At 66.6% G+C, this 19,506-nt stretch carries 16 protein-coding genes and 1 tRNA gene; 11 read left to right on the top strand and 6 right to left on the bottom strand.

Features of this window, described 5'->3' with window-relative positions; translation table 11 throughout:
• Positions 1-38: 38 nt before the first annotated feature.
• From cofH to P8R42_08690, 6 genes are all read right to left on the bottom strand, one after another.
• On the bottom strand, positions 39-1,268 hold the full coding sequence (gene cofH / locus P8R42_08715) for a 5-amino-6-(D-ribitylamino)uracil--L-tyrosine 4-hydroxyphenyl transferase CofH (GenBank protein MDG2304723.1): 1,230 nt from the start codon (positions 1,266-1,268) through the stop codon (positions 39-41).
• Complete coding sequence (gene cofG, locus P8R42_08710; protein ID MDG2304722.1) at positions 1,265-2,446, bottom strand: 7,8-didemethyl-8-hydroxy-5-deazariboflavin synthase CofG; 1,182 nt, start codon at positions 2,444-2,446, stop codon at positions 1,265-1,267. Before cofG ends, cofH begins: the two co-directional genes overlap by 4 nt.
• A 64-nt stretch (positions 2,447-2,510) precedes the next feature.
• The gene (locus tag P8R42_08705; protein ID MDG2304721.1) at positions 2,511-3,176 is read right to left on the bottom strand and encodes a hypothetical protein; all 666 of its coding nucleotides are present in this window, start codon (positions 3,174-3,176) and stop codon (positions 2,511-2,513) included.
• 11 nt (positions 3,177-3,187) lie between these two features.
• Positions 3,188-4,297 carry a response regulator gene (locus P8R42_08700; GenBank protein MDG2304720.1) on the bottom strand — a complete coding sequence of 370 codons (1,110 nt, stop codon included), beginning with the start codon at positions 4,295-4,297 and terminating at the stop codon, positions 3,188-3,190.
• Between the two features lie 216 nt (positions 4,298-4,513).
• Positions 4,514-5,947, bottom strand: a complete 1,434-nt coding sequence (locus P8R42_08695) for a sigma-54 dependent transcriptional regulator (GenBank protein MDG2304719.1) — start codon at positions 5,945-5,947, stop codon at positions 4,514-4,516.
• A 50-nt stretch (positions 5,948-5,997) separates the two neighbouring features.
• A complete protein-coding gene (locus P8R42_08690) occupies positions 5,998-7,341 on the bottom strand; it encodes a histidine kinase dimerization/phospho-acceptor domain-containing protein (GenBank protein ID MDG2304718.1) in 1,344 nt (447 codons plus the stop codon).
• 820 nt (positions 7,342-8,161) lie between these two features.
• On the opposite strand from P8R42_08690, the gene P8R42_08685 reads away from it, so the two are divergent.
• From P8R42_08685 to glmM, 11 genes are all read left to right on the top strand, one after another.
• On the top strand, positions 8,162-9,541 hold the full coding sequence (locus P8R42_08685) for a sigma-54 dependent transcriptional regulator (protein MDG2304717.1): 1,380 nt from the start codon (positions 8,162-8,164) through the stop codon (positions 9,539-9,541).
• A 52-nt stretch (positions 9,542-9,593) separates the two neighbouring features.
• A complete protein-coding gene (gene lipB / locus P8R42_08680) occupies positions 9,594-10,343 on the top strand; it encodes a lipoyl(octanoyl) transferase LipB (GenBank protein ID MDG2304716.1) in 750 nt (249 codons plus the stop codon).
• Positions 10,309-11,280: a methylmalonyl Co-A mutase-associated GTPase MeaB gene (meaB, locus tag P8R42_08675; GenBank protein MDG2304715.1), complete on the top strand. Its 972-nt coding sequence runs from the start codon at positions 10,309-10,311 to the stop codon at positions 11,278-11,280. The genes lipB and meaB overlap by 35 nt, the downstream gene beginning before the upstream one ends.
• Positions 11,277-12,005, top strand: coding sequence for a metallophosphoesterase family protein (locus tag P8R42_08670; protein MDG2304714.1), 729 nt, complete (start codon positions 11,277-11,279; stop codon positions 12,003-12,005). The genes meaB and P8R42_08670 overlap by 4 nt, the downstream gene beginning before the upstream one ends.
• A gap of 63 nt (positions 12,006-12,068) precedes the next feature.
• Positions 12,069-12,141, top strand: a tRNA-Met gene (locus P8R42_08665).
• Between the two features lie 25 nt (positions 12,142-12,166).
• On the top strand, positions 12,167-13,585 hold the full coding sequence (tilS, locus tag P8R42_08660; protein ID MDG2304713.1) for a tRNA lysidine(34) synthetase TilS: 1,419 nt from the start codon (positions 12,167-12,169) through the stop codon (positions 13,583-13,585).
• Positions 13,586-13,592: 7 nt separating this feature from the next.
• Positions 13,593-15,419, top strand: coding sequence for an ATP-dependent zinc metalloprotease FtsH (ftsH, locus tag P8R42_08655; protein ID MDG2304712.1), 1,827 nt, complete (start codon positions 13,593-13,595; stop codon positions 15,417-15,419).
• Between the two features lie 55 nt (positions 15,420-15,474).
• Positions 15,475-16,323: a dihydropteroate synthase gene (folP, locus tag P8R42_08650; protein MDG2304711.1), complete on the top strand. Its 849-nt coding sequence runs from the start codon at positions 15,475-15,477 to the stop codon at positions 16,321-16,323.
• A gap of 3 nt (positions 16,324-16,326) precedes the next feature.
• Positions 16,327-17,076, top strand: coding sequence for a diadenylate cyclase CdaA (cdaA, locus tag P8R42_08645; GenBank protein ID MDG2304710.1), 750 nt, complete (start codon positions 16,327-16,329; stop codon positions 17,074-17,076).
• The gene (locus tag P8R42_08640) at positions 17,073-18,101 is read left to right on the top strand and encodes a CdaR family protein (GenBank protein MDG2304709.1); all 1,029 of its coding nucleotides are present in this window, start codon (positions 17,073-17,075) and stop codon (positions 18,099-18,101) included. The genes cdaA and P8R42_08640 overlap by 4 nt, the downstream gene beginning before the upstream one ends.
• Positions 18,098-19,468: a phosphoglucosamine mutase gene (gene glmM / locus P8R42_08635; GenBank protein MDG2304708.1), complete on the top strand. Its 1,371-nt coding sequence runs from the start codon at positions 18,098-18,100 to the stop codon at positions 19,466-19,468. Before P8R42_08640 ends, glmM begins: the two co-directional genes overlap by 4 nt.
• Positions 19,469-19,506: the final 38 nt, after the last annotated feature.

Raw genomic sequence — 19,506 nt, 5'->3', positions numbered from 1 at the left:
ACCCGCGAGGAGCGTGACCTTTCCGATGCGTGCTGGCCTCACGCGCCGACGGAGCTGTCGATCGGGGCCGTGTCGGGTGTCGATCCGACCGTCGCGCCGGTTGGCGCGGGTTCGCCGTAAAGGGTCGAGCGCTGGCGCGGCGTACGCCCCATCGAACGGATGAGGTCCTCGATCTCCTCTGCTGTCGTGTACTCGCCTGCATCGGCGCCAGCCTCGCGGGAGATGCTCTCCTCCATGAGGGTACCACCGAAGTCGTTCACGCCTGCGGCCAGAGTGAGGGCCGAGAGCTCGTGGCCGAGCTTGACCCAGGAGGTCTGGAGGTTGTCGATGTCGCCGCGGAAGAACAGGCGGCAGGTCGCGTACATGCGGAGATCGGGCGCGCCCTGCGGTGTCGGCTTCACGAGTCCGCGTTGGTACAGGATCGTGTTCTCGTAGATGAACCGCAGCGGCACGAACTCGGTGAAACCATGGGTGTCGCGTTGCATCTTCCGCAGGAGGTCGAGGTGGGCCGCTATGTGCCCGAGGTTCTCGACGTGTCCATACATGATCGTCGACGTCGTCGGGATGCCGACGCGATGGGCGGTCGAGATGATGTCGACCCACGTTTCCACGTCGACCTTTTTGTGGGACAGAATCTCGCGGATCTCGTCGTCGAGGATCTCGGCGGCCGTGCCGGGGACGCTCCCCAGGCCGGCGTCGCGCAGCATGCTGAGGTAATCCTCGAAGGACATGTTGGTCCGCCGGGACCCGTAGAGAATCTCCATCGGGGAGAATGCGTGCATGTGGATCTGCGGGAACGCGGTCTTGATGGCGACCAGAACGTCGCGGTAGTGGAACGCGCTCATCTGCGGGTTGATGCCGCCCTGCATACAGACTTCGGTCGCGCCGCGTGCGATGGCCTCTTCGACTTTCGCGAGGATCGAGTCCATCCCATGGTCGTACGCGTCGTCTTCCCAGCGCTGGCGTTTGAAGGCGCAGAACTGGCAGTTCACGAAGCAGATGTTTGTGAAGTTGATGTTTCGGTTCACGACATACGTGACTTCGTCGCCGACGTCTTCGCGACGGATGTGATCGGCGGCCGCTATCAGTGCGCGCAGGTCGTCGTTCTCGAGGCGCAGCAGGACCGGGACATCGGCCGCCTCGACGTCCCGCTGCTCGAGGGCGCGATCGAGGATTTCACGGACGGGGGCGCTTGCAGGTGCCAGCGCTCGCTCGAGGGGCGCGCCGTCGGGCAAGAGGGCTCGGACCTCTTCGATGGGAGTATTCATGGTGCGACCTCCTGGGCCGAATCGGACGCGGCGTCTTCCATGCGCTGAATAGTAGCCCATTCTTCGGCGACACGCTCTCGCAGGGCGGGGTCGAGGAACTCGGGGCGGTCGATGTACTCGGGGTACAGCGCCAGACGCTCGTGAAGCTCATAGCCGGCTCGCTCGCAGGCCTTGGCCAGGGCGCCGAGGTGGGGCCACGGGGCCTCGGGGTTCACAAAGTCCGGGGTGAGCGGCGAGATGCCGCCGAAGTCATTGATTCCACTGTCCAGGAGATAAGCGATGGCGTCCGGGGACAGGTTCGGTGGCACCTGGACGTTCATCTCCGGTCCGAGGGCCAGCCGGGTCATGGCGACGGTTCGGGCCAGTTCGACCTCGTCCGGTTCGTCGCTGGTGGCCATCGGGATCTCGGGCTTCGCGCGGAAGTTCTGCACGATGACTTCCTGAATGTGGCCGTACTTCCGGTGGACCTCGCCGATGGCGAAGATCGTATCGACCCGCTCTTCGAGGGTCTCGCCGATGCCCATGAGCAATCCTGTCGTGAACGGGATCTTCAGACGGCCCGCGTTCTCGAGGACCTCCAGGCGTAGCGCGGGGTCCTTGTCCGGCGCGTAGTAGTGGGCTTGGCCTTTGCCGCGCAGACGCTCACTGGTCGTCTCGAGCATCATGCCGAGGCTCACATTGACCGGCCGGAGTAGCGCGAGTTCCTCAGCACTCATGATGCCGGGGTTGGAGTGCGGCAGCAGGCCTCGCTCGAGAGAGATCCGGCTCGCGCGCTCCACGTACTCGATCGTGTTCTTGTGACCCTGCCCCGTGAGCCATTCGCGGTACGCAGGTGAAACCGCTTCGGGCTGGTCTCCCAGGCAGAGCAGGGCTTCCCGGCATCCGAGACGTCGGGCGCGTTCGGACCAGTCGCCGATCTCGTCCGGAGACATGGTCCAGGCGCCGTCCTCACCTTCATCTCGCCGGAAGGTGCAGTAGGCGCAGCGATCTCGGCAGAGATTGGTGATTGGGAAGAAGGCCTTGCGGGAGTAACTGACCCGGCGGCCCTTGCCGGCGTCGCGCAGGGCTCCGGCCCGGGCGCGGAGGTCGTCCAACGCGGGCCCACTGGCGTCGAGCGCGGCGATTGCCTCGGCGCGATCCAGGGGGCGCCACCCTCGAGCCGTCTCGACGACGTCCATAGTTCACCCGCCGGCGGCCCCTGGGGCGTGCACGGCGCTAGACCTCGAATTAACCGAGGTGCGGCTACCGGGTCAAGGCGGGCTGGGCGCCGGGCTCGGCGCGGGCCGACGGCTTGGCAGGCACCAGGCGACGTTCCACCCGCAGGGGCGGGAAGAGCTCCTGGTCGAAAAGGGCGGCGAGGCGGGACTGGGTCTCGGCGTCGAACCCGAAGGCCGCCAGGCCCGATTCGAGCCGTGCACGGGCCGTGATCGTGAAGCAGGCGAAGGTGGCGTTGCCGCAACGGGGGTCGTCCTCGAGGAGCACGATGTCTTCGGGCCGGGCGCTCCGGGCGAAGTGCTCGAGCTGGGTCGCCCACTCCTCTAGCGTCCGTTTCGGCAGGTGACTCGGGTACAATGTCCGATCGACGGAGGCCCAGAACAGGGCGCGGTCGAGTTCGACCTCGAGCTCCTCTTCGCATTCCTGTTGCTCGATGTGCCAGACGAGCGGCTCGGCCAGAAGCCGCCGCGCCGCCACCGCCATCGCCAGGCCGTCGTCGCCGCGAACTTCCAGCCGCCGCGTGGACATTGGGTCCTGCCAGGTTCCGGACGCTTCGGCGCGGCCGGTCGGTTCATAGATTCGAAGCCGGCAGGACGCGTGCCTCTCGCGGAAGTCGTCCGCGGTGGCAGGCTCGACGTTCTCGAGCGGGATTCGCACGGTCTCGCGGCACTGCTCGCAATGAATGAACCGCAAGGCTGCCCTCTTCATCGCGCTTGCTGGGCCACGCCGGAGTGGTGTGGCGTCGGCGTTCGGGGCCGAGTCGTGGCCGCCGGTTGGATAGGGATCTCCAAGTGGATTCGGAGGATCGAGCCGCCGTCGAGTTCGGTGGCGATGTTCGCGTTCAGACTTGCCGCGGCGCGCACGATGACTTCTTGGGCGAGCGGATCGGAGAGATTCAGGTCGCTGATCTCGCTGGACCGCGTTCCGACCGACACGCCGGCGACGCCGCGACCGGGATCGATCGACAGATGGAAGGCCTCGTGGGTGCGTTGGGCAACGACCCGAATGGTCCCCCCGGACGGCTGGTCCGCTGCGGCATACGTCAGCGCACTGATGAGGCGCGCCAGGGTTTCGGGATGCGCGTACCCGGTGAGGGCGTTGTCGCAGACGATCTCGATGATCACGCCGTTCTGGTCGGCGTCGCGACGGATCGGAGAGATGAGTTGCTCTAGCCAGGGGCGGACGGCGAACTCACGGGCATTGGCCGGCGTCTCCCCGGCGTCGAGCTCGGCGAGAAAGAACAGGCCTTCGATATAAGATAGGAGCCTCTCGGAATTGAGTTGGATACGGGCGAGCGCGCGAAGTTGCTCGCTCGACAGGGTCTCGCTTGCCTCGTCCGACAAGATTTCGGTGTAGCCGGTGATCGCGTGCAGCGGGGTGCGAAACTCGTGCGAGAGATTCTCGAGCAAGTGCCCGCGCATCTCACTCGCGCGTTTTCGCGCGGTCCGAGCGGCGAGTGCGGACCGGACCGCGGCGCGAACGTCCTCTGCGCGATAGGGCTTCGCGATGTAGTCGCGGGCTCCCAGTCGCAGGCATTCGACCGCGGTATCGAGTGCACCTTGACCCGTGATCACGACGACCTCGACGTCGATTCCGGAGCTGCGGATCGCCTCGAGGGTTTGCGTGCCCGAGAGGTCTTCGGGCATCGTCAGGTCGAGCAAGACGACGTCGACCTCGGTCCTTCGCAAGAGCTCGAGGGCTAAGGATCCGCTCTCCGTGGCGGTTACGCCGAACTCGGCCTTGAGGATGATCTTCAGGGACTCACGAGGGCCGTCCTCGTCGTCCACTACTAGGACCTGGTTGTGGTTGTTCATGCGCAAGGCCACCCAAGATGCACACCGTGTGCCATTGGAGTGGTTCCGCCGAATCTTCGCAGGTGCCGGCAGATCCGTAGAAAGCGCGGGAATTCGTTCGACGGTCCGGTCGCGGTTGAAGTGACGCAACGCAGCGATTTGCCGTACAATTTCGTGCGAGGTCGCGAAGAATGAACGGCGCGCCCGCGCACCTGCGCGGTCGACGGAGCCGGGCGATCAGCGCTCGCCGATTCCTAGCTTGTCCATTCGGTACTTCAGGATGCGTCGTGTCGTGCCCAATCGCTCTGCCGCTCGCGTCTGGTTGAAGTCGGCCACCTGGAGCGCCAAGGAGATGATGTCGCGCTCGAAGCCGTCGACGGCGTCGGAGAGGCTCTTGGTTCCGAGGAGGACGGCGGCGCGGACGTCCTCGGGGCTCCCGGTGGGGGCCTCGCGCATCCCGACCGGGAGTTCCTCGGGCGTGATCGGTCCTTGCGTCGCCAGGACCAGAAGTCGCTCGACGAGGTTCTCCAATTCGCGGACGTTCCCGGGCCAGCGGTAGCGAAGGAGGAGGTCGATGGTCTTCGGTGCGAATGTGCGCTCGGGGATCCCGAGTTCGACGGCCTTGGCCTGCGCGAAGTGCCGGATGAGGAGCGCGAGATCTACGCGCCGTTCGCGAAGCGGCGGCAGGTGCATCGAGACGACGTTCAGGCGGTAGTAGAGATCCGCCCGGAACGAGCCGTCGCGCGAGCCTTCTTCGAGGTTCCGGTTCGAGGCCGCGACGATGCGCACGTCGGTGGACACCGAGCGGGTGCCACCGACGCGAATGAACTCTCCGGTCTCCAGGACCCGCAGCAGCTTGGCTTGCACGGTTGGGTGAAGCTCGCCGATCTCGTCCAGGAAGATCGTGCTGTTGTTGGCCAACTCGAAGAGGCCGAGCTTCTTCGTGTCGGCCCCGGTGAACGCGCCGCGCTCGTGCCCGAAGAGCTCGCTCTCGAGCAGCGATTCCGGAATCGCGGCGCAGTTGATGGCTGTCATCGGGCGGCCGGCGCGCGGGCTCTGGTAGTGTAGCGCCTTGGCGATCAGTTCCTTGCCGGTTCCGCTTTCTCCCGTAATCAGCACGGTGGTGCGCAGCGGCGCCACCATCGAGACGGTTCGGAAGACGTCCTGCATCCCCTTGGACCGACCGACGATGTTGCCCACCTGGTAGCGGCGACCGACTTCCGCGCGGAGTTCGTCGACTTCGCGCTGCAGGGCGGACGTGCGCACTGCATTGCCCAGCAGGACCTTCAGCTCGTCGAGGTCGAACGGCTTCTGGACGTAGTCGTACGCGCCGAGTTTGATCGCGGTCACGGCCGTCTTCAGGGTGCGCGTCGCCGTGACCATCACGACGGGGGTGTGCGGTACCTCTGCCCGAAGGCGTTCCAAGGTGGCGATGCCATCCATCCCCGGTAAGACGATGTCGAGGAGGACGGCGTCCGGTTGCTCGATGGAAGTCTTGCGAAGCGCTTCTTCGCCGGTCTCTGCGAACGACAACTCGAACTCGTCCCTAAGGATGATCCGGAGCGATTCGCGAATCCCCGCTTCGTCGTCCACGACCAGTACGTGCGGCCGGCGTGTTCGTTTGACGCTCTCGGTATCGTCCGTGGGTGCGCCCTGGGGATGTGTGGACATGAGAGCAGGTACCTCGCTTTCTCACACGCGAGCGGATGGTCCCGTGAACGTTACGCAGGGGTGAAGGACAACTCGACCGTCACCTCCGTATGCGCGTGGCTCGTCCGGAGGCCACCACCCATCCGTGTGAGGGCGCCTCTTACCAGCAACAGGGCGAGAGGAAAACTAGAATCGGGGTTTCCGGTGGCTCCTCGGAGGTGCGTCGAGGCGCCGGATTCGCGGTAGTGGAGGAGAACGAGGTCCGCCGATGGGCGGGCGATCATGAGGATGCTTTGCGGCTCGATGGTCTCGGCGATGTGTTGGGTGAGGGTCGAGAGGGCGAAGTCGAGGTTCGCCGTGGACCCCCGGGCCGGGAGCAGGCTCGGCGGGATCCCCTGGACGGAGATGCCTTTGGCGTCGAGCTTCGGGGCGACCGATTCCAGAGATTTCGTCAGTTCCAGAGCCACTTCGAGGGTATCGTCGGTCGAACCGGGGAGCCGGGAGAAGTCCAGGATCTGGTCCAGGGGGCCGTCGATCCGGTCGATTCCCTCGAGCGCGATCTCCCGGAACCGGGTCATCTCCTCGTGATCCATCCGTTCGGCGTTCGACACGAACGTCTTGACCGTGACGAGGGGGTTCTTCAGCTGATGGGCGAGTTCGACCGCGACGGACTCGAGCGTGTCGAGGGGCTCCGCGGCCGCGTCCAGAGGCGGGGCTGCGACCGTCTCGCGAGGCGGCTCGGGGAGCGAAGGCGTCAGTGGCGGTTCGGAGTCGCGCGGGCGAATCGTCGCCGACGGGGTCGAGGTGGAAAGGGCCGCGGGTTGGCGGGGCCACAGGAGGTCGCTGGCCTCGATCGTCGCAGAGGGCGGTTCGCGCAATAGGGTCGCGAGCAGGACGGCATCGAACTCGGTCACGTCTCCGGGCCAGTTGTGGGAGGCGAGGGCGGCGGTCGCCGATTCGGTGAGTGTGGGGGCCTCGTGAAGGTCGATCTCGCGCGCGAGCATCGCGATGCGCTCGGAGGCGAGGCTACCGATTTCGCGCCCGCGCTCGCGCAGCGCTGGTGTGTCCACGGTGACCGTCGAGAGCTGTCCCAGCAGGTCCGCGCGGAAGGTTCCCGTCAGGTCCTCCGCTGAGACTCGAGTCGCGCAGATGAGGCGTGGGGACGATTCGTCGAGATAGGAGGCGAGGGTGCCCTGTCCCGAGTCATCGAGCGCCTCGAGCCCGTCGAGCGCAAGCGTCAAATAGGAAGCTTCGGACCCGTGCGGCAACGCGAGAATGCCGCCGGCTCCCTCGCGTCTGAGGTCGACGCGTGCGAGTCGCACGCGCTGACTTGCGCGATGCACGCTCCCGGCGAGCCGCGCGAACGCAGTGCCGCTGGAGCCCAGGCAGAGCACCGGGATGGAGCTAGGCGCCACGCGCGCGAGGATCCTCGCGGCATCTGGAAGGAGGGGCCAGGACTCGGGTTTGCCGATTGAAGAGCGTCCCGCTGGCAGTATGAGGTTCGTCGCCTTGGGCATATGCAGGAGTGCTTGCCGTGTCCGCTCGGTCATCCCTTTCTTGCCCGCGGCCGCAAGGAACGCGCAAGGCCGAATGTCGTTAAAAGAAATCCCGCTGCCGTCATGAGACGACCGCCGCTCGCAACGACGTGGTAGAAGTCCATCCGAACGCGTGCAATCTCGACTTCCTCTGCGCTCGGCCGTTTGCTGGAGACACCTCCGCGTGACGGCGCCTGGAGAGATTCCTCGATTTGCTGCGCGTGCTCGGCCGTTCGTATCGAGCCGGTGATCCAGTTGCCTAAACCGAGGGCAATCAGGACGAGGCCCGCCATCAGCGGGAGGTTTTTATACCACTGGCGCACTGGTTGGCGCTTTCTCGCCGCGGGGGGCTGAACGGTGGGGGACATTGAAACGCTCGGTTCCTTTCTCGTAACGGTTCGCTCGCGCCGGAGAAACGACCCGTTCCACTTTTGGTGCGGAGCGAGCGCCTGCCATGCGGTTCCCGCTGGCGTACGACTTGCGTTGGCTTTCTGGGTGAGGGGGTCGCTTGGGCGCGACATGGGGTCCGCCTAGGGGGCCGGGGGACGCGCCGGGGCCGGTCGAAGCAGGCCGGCCCCGCCCGTCGCGGTGCACCCCGGGTGCGACCGCGTCTTCATTGTCTCGCGTGCAGGCCGGACCCGCCTGCCTCCCGTGGTAGCGTCGCGCGCGAATCGAGGGTGGCGTCCCGGGGTGGTGAACGATGGAACGAGTAGAGGATAGGGGCGCGCCGGACCGACCGACGGCGCTCGTCGTCGATGATGACCTCGTCTATACGGCGGTCCTGGTCGCGGCGCTTCGTGACCGGGTTCCGGGCTTGCGGATAGAGACGGCGGAGTCGCTCGAAGCCGCAACGCTTCGGGTCGAGTCCTCACCGGTCGACGTGCTGGTGCTCGACGTCTCTTTGCCGGACGGCGATGGGCTCGGCGTCGTGCGCGGGCTGCGCCGACGCGGGGAGGAGGTCCCGTTTGTCCTGCTTACGGCCGATGGCTCGGCGCGCACTGCGGTGCGCGCGCTGCATGCGGGAGCCCTCGACTACTTCGTTAAGGGCGGCGGCGCGGTCGACGGGGTCGCCGGACTCCTCGGCGACTTGGTGGCGGCACGGCGGGTGGGACCCGAGTCGACACTCGTCGGGGCGAGCCCGCAGATGCGCGCGGTTCGCGCAGAGGTTCGCCGGTGCGGGCGGAGCCTCGCGCCCGTGCGGATCGAAGGGGAAACCGGCGTCGGAAAGGAACTCGTCGCGCGGGCGATCCATGGAGAGAGCACGCGGGCGAAGGGGGCCTTCGTTGCGGTGAACTGCGGCGCCTTGCCCGAAGCCCTTGCCGAAGCCGAGTTGTTCGGGCACGTCCGCGGGGCGTACACCGGCGCGGGCTCCGACCGTGCCGGCCTGGTGGAGCATGCCTCGGGCGGAACGTTGATGCTCGATGAGGTCGAGGATCTTCCCGCGTCGATCCAAGGGAAGCTTCTCCGACTGATTCAGGAGCACGAGTATCGGCCCGTTGGGACGGCTCGCCTCCGGACGGCAGAGGTGCGAATCCTTGCCGCCAGCAATCGGAACCTGGAGTCGATGGTCCAGCAGGGCACCTTCCGGCGCGACCTCTTCTACCGGCTCGACGTGCTTCGTGTCAGGGTGCCGCCGCTGCGTGAGCGGCCGTCCGATCTTTCCCTTCTCGTAGCGCACCTCCTGAAGCGCGGAGGGCGCGGCGAGGGTTTCCCGGGCGCGAGCGGGCGAGCGCTTCCTCTCGCCGCGGACCTCGCTCGGATGGAGCTCTACGATTGGCCCGGGAACGTCCGGGAGTTGGAGAACTTCGTCGAGCGGGCAAGGGCTGTGGCGGACGTCGCCGGCTGGCGTGCCGGCTGGGCGTCGGCTCTCGGGCAGCTGCCGTCTTCGGCGTCGCGGGGCTCCGATCGGCGGGCGACGGTCGTGGCGGAGAGCTCTCCCGACGAGGTGGAGCGGGAGGAACTGGAGCGTCTGCTCGGGCGACATCGATGGCGTCGGGAGGCCGCGGCGCGGGAGCTCGGGATCTCGCGCGTGACGCTTTGGCGGCGGATGCGTCGCCACGGATTGATGGGCGAGTTCTGAAAGGTTCTTGCGGGGTCCGGACCGGGTGGGTATCGCAGCCAACGTGGGGAATATGCGTTGGTGCTTTCTCGGTCGCGTCGAGTACGACTCGGCTCGCCGCATGCAAACGCGGCTTGCCGAGATGCGCGCGCGCGGCGGCATCGACGACCTGCTTCTCCTTCTCGAGCATCCCCCGGTTCTGACGGTGGGCCGAAACGCCTCGGTGCCGGAAGGCGTCGAGCGTCCGGACCGGCCTGTAGTGCGGACGGATCGCGGCGGCGACGTCACGTACCACGGTCCCGGGCAGTTGATCGGCTACCCGGTGTGCCAGCTGCCGTCTCGCGGTCGTGGTGTGCGGAGCTTCGTCTCCGCGGTCGAGCAGGCGCTGTGTGATGTCGCTCTGAGCCTGGGCATCGGAGCAATGCCCCGGGCGGGCTACCCCGGGGTGTGGAGCACGTCGGACGGCGAAGCGCCGCGTAAGCTCGCTTCCATCGGTCTGGGCGTGCGGCGCGCAGTGACCCTGCACGGCTTCGCGCTGAACGTGGATGAACGTGCGGAGCGCGGGTTCGACGGGATCGCACCCTGTGGGCTCGTGGGCGTCAAGGTGACGAGCCTCGCGTCGTTGCGCCGAGGGCCGATGCCGGACCTCGAGGCGGTGGCGGCACGAGTCGCCCGCGGCGTTGCCGTGCGGACGGAAAAACGATGGGTTCCGAAACCGCTCGACCCGGCTGAGCTTCCGGTCGATGATACGGTTTCTAGTGAGGATGGGCGGAGCGACGGTGAGCGACCTGCAGAACACACTCGAACGTTTCTCCTCGGGTGATCGGCGCGCGTTGGCGCGCCTCATGACGCTCGTCGAGAATCGCGCGCCGGACGTCCCGCGGCTCATGGGAGCGCTGTACCCGAAGTGTGGTCGCGCCCGGGTCCTCGGTGTCACCGGCCCCCCGGGCGCCGGCAAGTCGACCCTCACGGACAAGCTCATCGGCCTGCTTCGCAAGCAGGGCCGGCGCGTGGGTGTCGTGGCTGTCGATCCCTCGAGCCCTTTCTCGGGCGGGGCCATCCTGGGCGACCGGGTTCGGATGCAGGACCACTTCCTCGACGAGGGCGTGTTCATTCGGAGTCTCTCCACCCGCGGTCGCCACGGCGGACTCGCGCGGGCGACGCGGGAGGTGGTGCACCTGCTTGATGCGTTCGGATTCGACGACATCCTCGTGGAGACGGTCGGCGTGGGCCAGACCGAACTCGACATCATGCGCCTCGCGCAGACCACGCTCGTGGTGCTCGTGCCCGAAGCGGGCGACACCATTCAGGTGATGAAGGCCGGTCTGCTCGAGATTGCGAACATCTTCGTCGTGAACAAGGCCGACCGCGATGGTGCACGGCGCCTGAAGAATGAGCTCGAGGTCATGCTCCAACTTCGCCCGGATGCGAACTGGCAGGTGCCCGTGCTGCTCACCCAAGGCACGGACGGGACCGGCGTGGACGAGCTCGCGGCCGCCATCGACGCGCACGAGGAGGCGCGCGCAAAGCAGCCACACGTGGACGACGCCGAGGGGCGGCTGCAGGAGTGGTTCGAGATCCTGCGCGACGAGCTTTCGCTGCGCCTCGAGCGGGCGCTCGACTCAGAAGCACTTGCGGCGACCGCGCAGCGCCTGAAGGCTGGAGATACCGATCCTTACTCCGCGGCTCTCGAAACGTTGGCGGACCCGAGTGCGTTGGCTCGCGTGCTCGGAGTATCGGACGAGGAGGATGAGGGATGAGTGAAGGTCGGGTCCTGTGCATCGGGGACATTCACGGCTGCCTGATGGAGCTCGGACGACTTCTCGATTCGCTCGCGCTGACGGAGGCGGACCGGCTCGTCTTCCTCGGCGACTACATCGACCGCGGGGATGCGTCGGCGCAGACGATCGACCTGATGCTCGACCTGAAGCGCGCCCTCCCGCGTACGGTGTTCCTGCGAGGAAACCACGAGGAGATGCTGCTGGACTTTCTCGGCTTCGGCGGCACGCACGGCGGGATCTTCGTGCGGGCGGGAGGCGCTGCGACTCTGATGAGCTACGGCGTCGACCCGGATGCCCGCGGCGATCTCGCCGAGGACATGCGCTTGCGGATGTCCGAGGATCACATCGCGTTCTTCCGCGAGGCGCTGGTGCTCTCCCATACCGAGGGTCCGTGGGCGTTTGTCCACGCGGGGGTCCGCCCGGGCGTCGCTCTGGCGGATCAGCACGCCGACGACCTGCTCTGGATCCGCGAGGAGTTCTTCGCGGCGGAGCACGCCTTCCCGGAGACGGTCATGTTCGGGCATACCCCACAGCGGGACGTCCACTTCTCGCCGGCCCGCCGGGTCGGCATGGATACGGGATGTGTCTACGGGGGGAGGCTCTCGGCTCTGGATTTGACAGGGGAGCTCCTGCACCAGGTGAAGCGCGGCTCGCCGGACGTCTCGGTTAGGGAGGTTTCGGCCGAACTCGGGTGCACCCGGTAGCCCCGGTTCCAGTCGACAATCTGCCGGTGCGTTGTTAACGAGGCGCTTCGCTGGAAAACCGGGGGCGACGTAGCTCAGTTGGTAGAGCGAGGGTCTCATAATCCCTGAGTCGGCGGTTCAATTCCGCCCGTCGCCATTCCCCGTCGTGCTAAGCTTCGCCCGTGGATCCCGGATACCGGTTCGAGGCGGAGGTGCTCCGAGACCTCGTCGAGGGGGACCTGCTCCATGCGGGCGAGGTCGTCGTGGTGGGCGTGTCCGGTGGGGCCGATTCGATCTCGCTCCTGACCGTGCTCCGCGCGCTTGGAACGCGCCACCGGTTTCCGCTCGAGATTCATGTGGCGCACCTCGACCACGGTCTTCGCGGCGAAGACTCCGATCGTGACGCCGCCTTCGTGGCGTCGTGTGCGCAGGAATGGGGGCTGCCGTCGCACCAGGAAAGGGCCGACGGCCTCGGGTCGTCTTCCTCGTCCAACCTGGAGGCGCGCGCGCGCGATGCCCGGGCTCGCTTCTTCGCTCGGATCGCGGAGGCGAGCGGGGCACAGGCGGTCGCCGTCGGCCACACTCTCGACGATCAGGCGGAGACGGTCCTGCACCGGCTGGCGCGTGGCGGCGGTGCCCGGTCGATCGCGGCGATGGAGATGCGGCGGGAAGATGGTGTAATCCGGCCTTTGCTGAAGCGCCGCCGCGCGGAGTGTGTCCAGTACCTGCGTGATGTCGGGGGGACGTGGGTCGAGGACGCGTCGAACCTCGACCCGAGATTCACACGCAACCGGATCCGGCACGACGTCCTCCCCGCTCTCTCGGGCGAACTAGGCGTCGACATGTCGGAACGGCTTGCACTCCTCGCGGGAGACCTTCGCGTCGAGTCCAGGCTGGCCGATCTCTGGATCGCAGAGGTCCTCGACCGGCAAAGCGAAGGGGACCTTGCCGTGGCGGCGGTGGTGTCGGCCGGTGCGGGTGCGGGCCGCCTTGTGCACTCTTGGCTTTCCAGGCGTGGGGCGAGGCCAACCCGGGCGCAGGTCGGGGCCGTCGTTCGCATCGCGCGGGGCGGCGGCCCGTCGGACGGAACCGATCTGCACGGGTACCGGGTGGAGCGCCGCTACGACCGGCTTCGATGCGGCCCGGCGGGGGCCGTTCACCCGGCGGCTCGCGAGGATCGCCCGTGGGGGACGCCGGGGGCCGTGGAACTGGAATCCGGCTGGCGGCTCTCTGCGGAGGCCCTCCCGGCGGCCGCAGGCAGTGGGACCCCGCCCGCCGAGGTGGTGGTGGATGCGGCCCGGGTGGAGGGGGCCCTGACGGTCCGTACGGTCCGCCCGGGCGACCGGATCCGGCTCCGGGCCGGCCGCAGGAAGCTCTCGGACCTGTTCATCGATAAGCGAATTCCCCGGGCCGAGCGGTCTCGGCTTGCGGTTGTTACGAGAGGTGCCGATATAGTGTGGGTGCCTGGCGTCGCGATCGATAGCACCGTGCTGCCGGGCCCGAGTACAACGAGGCGGATGCGGCTTCGTGCCGAGCGAATCAATTGCCGCCATTTGGGCAGCGTGCTAGAAACACAAGAGTTTCGGGTGGAATTTGGGTAAGTCGGGATTGAATCAGTTCTCACGTAATTTGGCGTTGTGGCTCGTGTTGGGGCTGCTCTTCTTGTTGCTGTTCCAGATTTTCAGCAAGCAGCAGGTGAGAGATCCCGAACGGGACTACAGCGATTTCTCCGCCGCGCTCGATGAGGGCCGGATTGCGGAGGTCGTCATCCAGGGCAAGGTGATCCGTGGTCGCTTCCAGAATGGGGAGCGCTTCAGCACCTACGACCCCGGCGACAGCGAGCTCGTCACCCGGCTGCGTGACAAGAACGTTCAGATCCAGGCGAAGCCCGAGGATGGCGACCCCTGGTACGTGATTCTGCTCGTGCAGTGGTTCCCGATGCTGCTCTTGATCGGCGTCTGGATCTTCTTCATGCGCCAGATGCAGGCCGGAGGCGGCAAGGCGATGTCGTTTGGAAAGAGTCGCGCGCGGCTCCTCTCCGAATCGCAGGACAAGCATACCTTCGCCGACGTCGCGGGCGTGCAGGAAGCCAAAGAAGAGCTCGAAGAGATCATCGCTTTTCTGAAGGATCCCAAGAGGTTCACGAAGCTTGGTGGTCGCATTCCCAAGGGGGTGCTTCTCGTCGGGCCGCCCGGAACCGGAAAGACGCTTCTCGCGCGCGCCATCGCGGGCGAGGCCGGGGTTCCGTTCTACTCGATCTCCGGCTCGGACTTCGTCGAGATGTTCGTCGGCGTGGGCGCTTCCCGCGTCCGCGATCTCTTCATCCAAGGAAAGAAGAACGCTCCCTGTCTGATCTTCATCGATGAGATCGACGCCGTGGGGCGGCACCGCGGTGCCGGACTCGGCGGTGGTCACGACGAGCGTGAGCAGACTCTGAACCAGCTGCTGGTCGAGATGGACGGGTTCGAATCGAACGAAGGCGTCATCCTCATCGCAGCGACGAACCGCCCCGATGTCCTCGACCCGGCTCTTCTGCGTCCCGGACGCTTCGACCGTCGAGTCATCGTGCCGCGTCCCGATGTGAAGGGCCGCGAAGGGATTCTCAACGTCCACATGCGTCGTGTGCCTCTGTCGGACGACGTCTTGGTCGAGATCCTCGCGCGTAGCACTCCGGGGTTCTCGGGCGCTGATCTTGAGAATCTCGTGAACGAGGCCGCGCTGCTCGCTGCTCGCATGAACAAAGAGAAGGTCGAGCACCAAGACTTCGAGCTGGCCAAAGACAAAGTCATGATGGGGTCCGAGCGTCGCTCGATGATCATCAGCGACGAGGAGAAGCGGAACACGGCCTACCACGAGGCCGGTCACGCACTCGTGGCGAAGCTCCTTCCGGGTGCGGATCCGGTGCATAAGGTCACGATCATCCCCCGGGGCATGGCCCTCGGCCTCACGCAGCAGGTTCCGTCCGATGACCGCCACACGGCGAGCAAGGATCGTCTCGAAGATAATCTTGCGATCTTCTTCGGCGGGCGCGCGGCAGAAGAGATCGTTCTCGGTCAGGTCACGACCGGCGCGGGGAACGACCTCGAGCGTGCGACGGAACTCGCGCGCAAGATGGTCTGCGAGTGGGGCATGAGCGAGAAGCTCGGGCCCATCACATTCGGCAGCAGCGACGAAAACGTGTTCCTCGGGCGGGATTTCAATCAGACGCCCGGCTACTCCGAGGGGACCGCGAACGAGATCGACGTAGAGATCCGAGGCCTGATCCAGCGTGGCTACGAGCGCGCGAAGGATTTGCTGACTACCAACGTGAAGGTGCTGCATGCCATCGCGAAGGCTCTTCTCGAACGCGAGGTTCTCGATACGGCGGAGATCGACGAGCTGGTCGACACGTACCGAGATGGGGATGGCGGCGACCCGGTTCCGGCCACGGCCTGAACCGTCGTCTTCTCGACGCGAATTCAGCACGCCCTCGCGCGTGACGCTTGCGGCTGTGCCCAAAGGTGATCTGCCCTGGCAGGCTTCGGGGCGGCGCATCGGCGTGATGGGTGTGGTGAACGTCACGCCGGACTCATTTCATCCCGCCAGCCGGGCTCCCGGCCCGGAGTCGGCGGCCGATCATATTCGCACGATGGTCGCCGAGGGGGCGGATGTTCTCGATGTTGGCGGTGAGTCGACGCGCCCCGGGGCCTGCGAGGTGCCGGCCGCAGAAGAACTGGCTCGGGTCCTTCCGGTAATCGAAGCCGCGCGGTGCGCGCACGCGAACCTGCCCGTCTCGGTCGACACCTACAAGGCGTCGGTCGCGCGTGCAGCCACTTTGGCCGGAGCGACGATAGTAAACGACGTGAGCGGCGGCCTGCTCGACGACGACATGCCCCACGCGATCGCGGACTCCGGTGCGACCATCATCATCGGTCACATCCGCGGAACCCCGGCGACGATGCGGGATGCACCGGGCTACGACGACGTCGTCCAGGAGGTGACGGCGGAGCTCGCCGAACGGGTTGCCACGTTTAGAGCGGCCGGGGTCGACGAATCTCGCATCTGGATCGATCCCGGAATCGGGTTCGGCAAGGGCGCGGCGGCGAGCCGCGAGCTGCTCTTCGGCCTGGGCGGTCTCGCAGTGCTCGGTCTTCCGGTCGTGATCGGGTTGTCGCGCAAGAGCTTTCTGGCTGCTCCCATGCGCCGTGCGGGCCTCGGCGAGACGACATCGGACGACCGCCTCGAGGCATCGCTCGCCGCGGCGGTCCTCGCCGCAGAGCGTGGGGCGGTGCTGGTCCGGGCGCACGACGTCGGTCCGACCCGACGGGCACTCGCCCTTCTGGAAGGCGAGCAGGCCTGAGCGATGGAGGGGCTGTTCGACAACGTCCGACTCGCGGACCTCGCGGACATCCTCATCATCACGAGTCTGATTTACTGGCTGATCAACCAGATCCGCGGCACGCGCGCCGTGCAGATGTTGATCGGCATGCTCATGGTCGCGGCCCTGTTCTCCGCGTCGCAGTACTTCGAGCTGTACACACTCTCGTGGATTCTCAGCAATTTCCTCTCGTCGATTTTGCTGGTCATAGTCATCCTGTTTCAGAGCGACATCCGGCGAGCGCTCACGCGGGTCGGTCGCGGAACCCTGTTCGGTGGGGATCGCCAACGCCGCAACGAGATGATCGAAGAGGTCGCGCGCGCGGCCGTTCTTCTCGCGACAAAACGCGTCGGTGCCATCATTGCCTTCGAGCGCGAGGTCGGTCTCAGCGAGTACCTGGAGGCCGGCACGCCGCTCGACGCGCGGGTCAGCCGCGAGCTGCTCGTCTCGATCTTCCTGCCCTCGTCGCCGATCCATGACGGCGCGGTCGTGGTTCGCCGGGGGCGCATCACATCGGCCGGCTGCTTCCTGCCGCTGACGACCAGCGCGGTCGTCAGCCGGTCTCTCGGCTCACGACATCGCGCCGCAATCGGCCTGACCGAGGAGACCGACGCGGCGGTCATCGTGGTCTCCGAAGAAGAGGGTCAGATCTCGCTCGTGCGAGAGGGGCGAATCACCCGCGACATGGACGCTGGCAGTCTCCGGACGACGTTGGCGCAGTTGGCGTTGCCGTGAAGCCGACGGGACGAGCCCCTCGCGGGATTCTCCAGACGTTCCTGCGCCCCTCCTGGGCCGATCTGGGAACGTGGTTGCTTGCGTTCCTCTTGGCTTCGGGCCTCTGGTTCTTCGTGAACGCCGGCGCGCGCACGAGTGAGCGAACGCTTCGTGTCCGTCTCGATCTGATCCATGTCCCCGCGGGGATGGTGATCACGAGCACGGCGCCGGACTACATCGAAGTCCGCGTCAGCGGTTCGGGGCTGATGCTGTCGAGCATCGACGCGCAGAGCCTGCAGACGTCTCTGGACCTGGCCGGCGTGCAGCCGGGCGTCGCGACGTACACGCTCAACGCGAAGGACTTCGCGCTGCCGAGAAGCGTCGAGGTGAACCGCGTCACGCCATCGCGCGTGAGTCTCTCGATCGACCGGCTGGTTCGCCGGAAGCTACCCATCCGTCTCGACTCCCGCGGCGAGATGGAGCCGGGCCTCAAGGTCGTCGAGGAGCAGCTCCTCCCGTCTGAGGTCGGTGTGACAGGTCCGAGGGGTCGAGTCGCGGCGGTGACCGAGGTCGAGACTCAGGCGCTCGACCTCGCAACGCTACAGCCGGGTGTGAACGAACGGACGTTGGACCTGCTCGGGCCCGGTGGCCTGGTGCAGCTCCGGCAGCCGACGATCGCGGTCCAGATCGTGGTCGAACGCGAGCTCTCCGAGAGGACGTTCGACAACGTGGCGCTCGAGATTCAGGGGTCCGAGGGGCACTGGGTCGCAGAGCCGGACCGGGTCCGGATCGTCGTTCGCGGGCCGGCGGTGGAGATAGGCTCCCTGGAGTTGGCGCCCGGGGCCGCGTACGTCGATACGGCGGCGCTGGCAGGACGGGCGGCGGTAGAGGTGCGTCCCCTGGTCACGCTGCCGCCGGGCTACGAGGTCTTACGACTCGAGCCCCCGACGGTGACGCTGCAGCCCGAGGCCCAAGAGGCCGATAGAGAACTGGTGGGGCCACTGATGCCCGCGCTACCCCTGCCTGCGCCCGAGGAGAACCAGTGAGCGAAACGACGAAAAGAAAGCTGTTCGGTACCGATGGAGTTCGGGGTGTGGCGAATGCCGACCCGATGACCTCCGAGGTCGCTCTGCGACTGGGTCGGGCCGTGGCGCACGTGTTCCGCGAGAGCCCGAGGCGGCACAAGATCCTCATCGGTAAGGATACCCGAGTTTCGGGCTACATGTTGGAGACCGCCATGGCCTCCGGAATCTGCTCGATGGGCGTGGATGTCCTTCTCGTCGGCCCGATGCCGACGCCCGGAATTGCGTTCCTCACTCGCAGCCTGCGCGCCGATGCGGGCGTGGTGATCTCCGCCTCGCACAATGCCTTTCAGGACAATGGCATCAAGTTCTTCGCTCGCGACGGATTCAAGTTGCCCGACGCGGTCGAGGCCGAGATCGAGGACCTGGTCTTTGCCGGATCGATCGATCACCTCCGGCCGACCGCCGGCGACGTTGGTAAGGCCTTCCGGATCGACGACGCTCTCGGCCGCTACAACGTTTTCGCGAAGACTACGTTCCCGCGCGATCGAACGCTCGACGGGCTGAAGATCGTCGTGGATGCGGCGAACGGCGCCGGCTACAAGGTCGCGCCCGAGGTTCTGGAAGAACTCGGTGCGGAGGTTTGGACGATCGGTTGCGAACCCGATGGTGAGAACATCAACGACCATTGCGGTGCAATGCACCCCGAGGCGCTGCAGAAGCGCGTACTCGAGGTCGGGGCCGACGTCGGGCTCGCGCTCGACGGAGACGCCGACCGGTGTCTACTCGTCGACGAAAAGGGGCAATTGGTCGATGGCGATCAGGTTCTCGCGATCGCCGCCCACCAGATGTCGCAGAATGGGACGCTGAAGAACGGCGCCGTGGTCGCCACGGTCATGTCAAACCTCGGCCTCGAGGTCGCCTTGCGTGAGATGGGTGTTTCGCTCGTCCGCACTCCCGTCGGTGATCGTTACGTCGTCGAGGAGATGCGCAGGCGCAACGCCAACATCGGCGGAGAGCAGTCCGGCCACATCATCTTCCTCGATCACAATACGACTGGGGACGGACTGATCACGTCACTCGGGATCCTGTCGATCCTCGTCGGCGCGCAGCGGCCCCTGTCGGAACTCGCGAAAGCGATGACGCGCTACCCGCAGGTTCTCGTGAACGTGCGCGTGCGCGAGCGCCGGGACGTCACGGCCGACGCGAAGGTCGCCGGTGCGATCCAGGAGGTCGAGGGCGGTCTCGGGGATCGCGGCCGCGTGCTGGTTCGGGCCTCCGGCACGGAGCCCCTCATCCGCGTCATGGTCGAGGGAGAACACGAGGGCGAGGTGCGCTCTCACGCCGAGGGGATCGCGGATGCGATCCGCGAGAGCGAAGGCGCCTCGTAGGTTTTTCTCGAACGCTGGATTCGCTCGCGCCGCCGTGC

It is taken from the genome of Candidatus Binatia bacterium (assembly GCA_029243485.1).
Lineage (GTDB): Bacteria > Desulfobacterota > Binatia > UBA12015 > UBA12015 > VGTG01.
The sequence above is the reverse complement of the archived record's forward strand: the minus strand, read 5'-3'. Positions and strand labels throughout refer to the sequence as shown.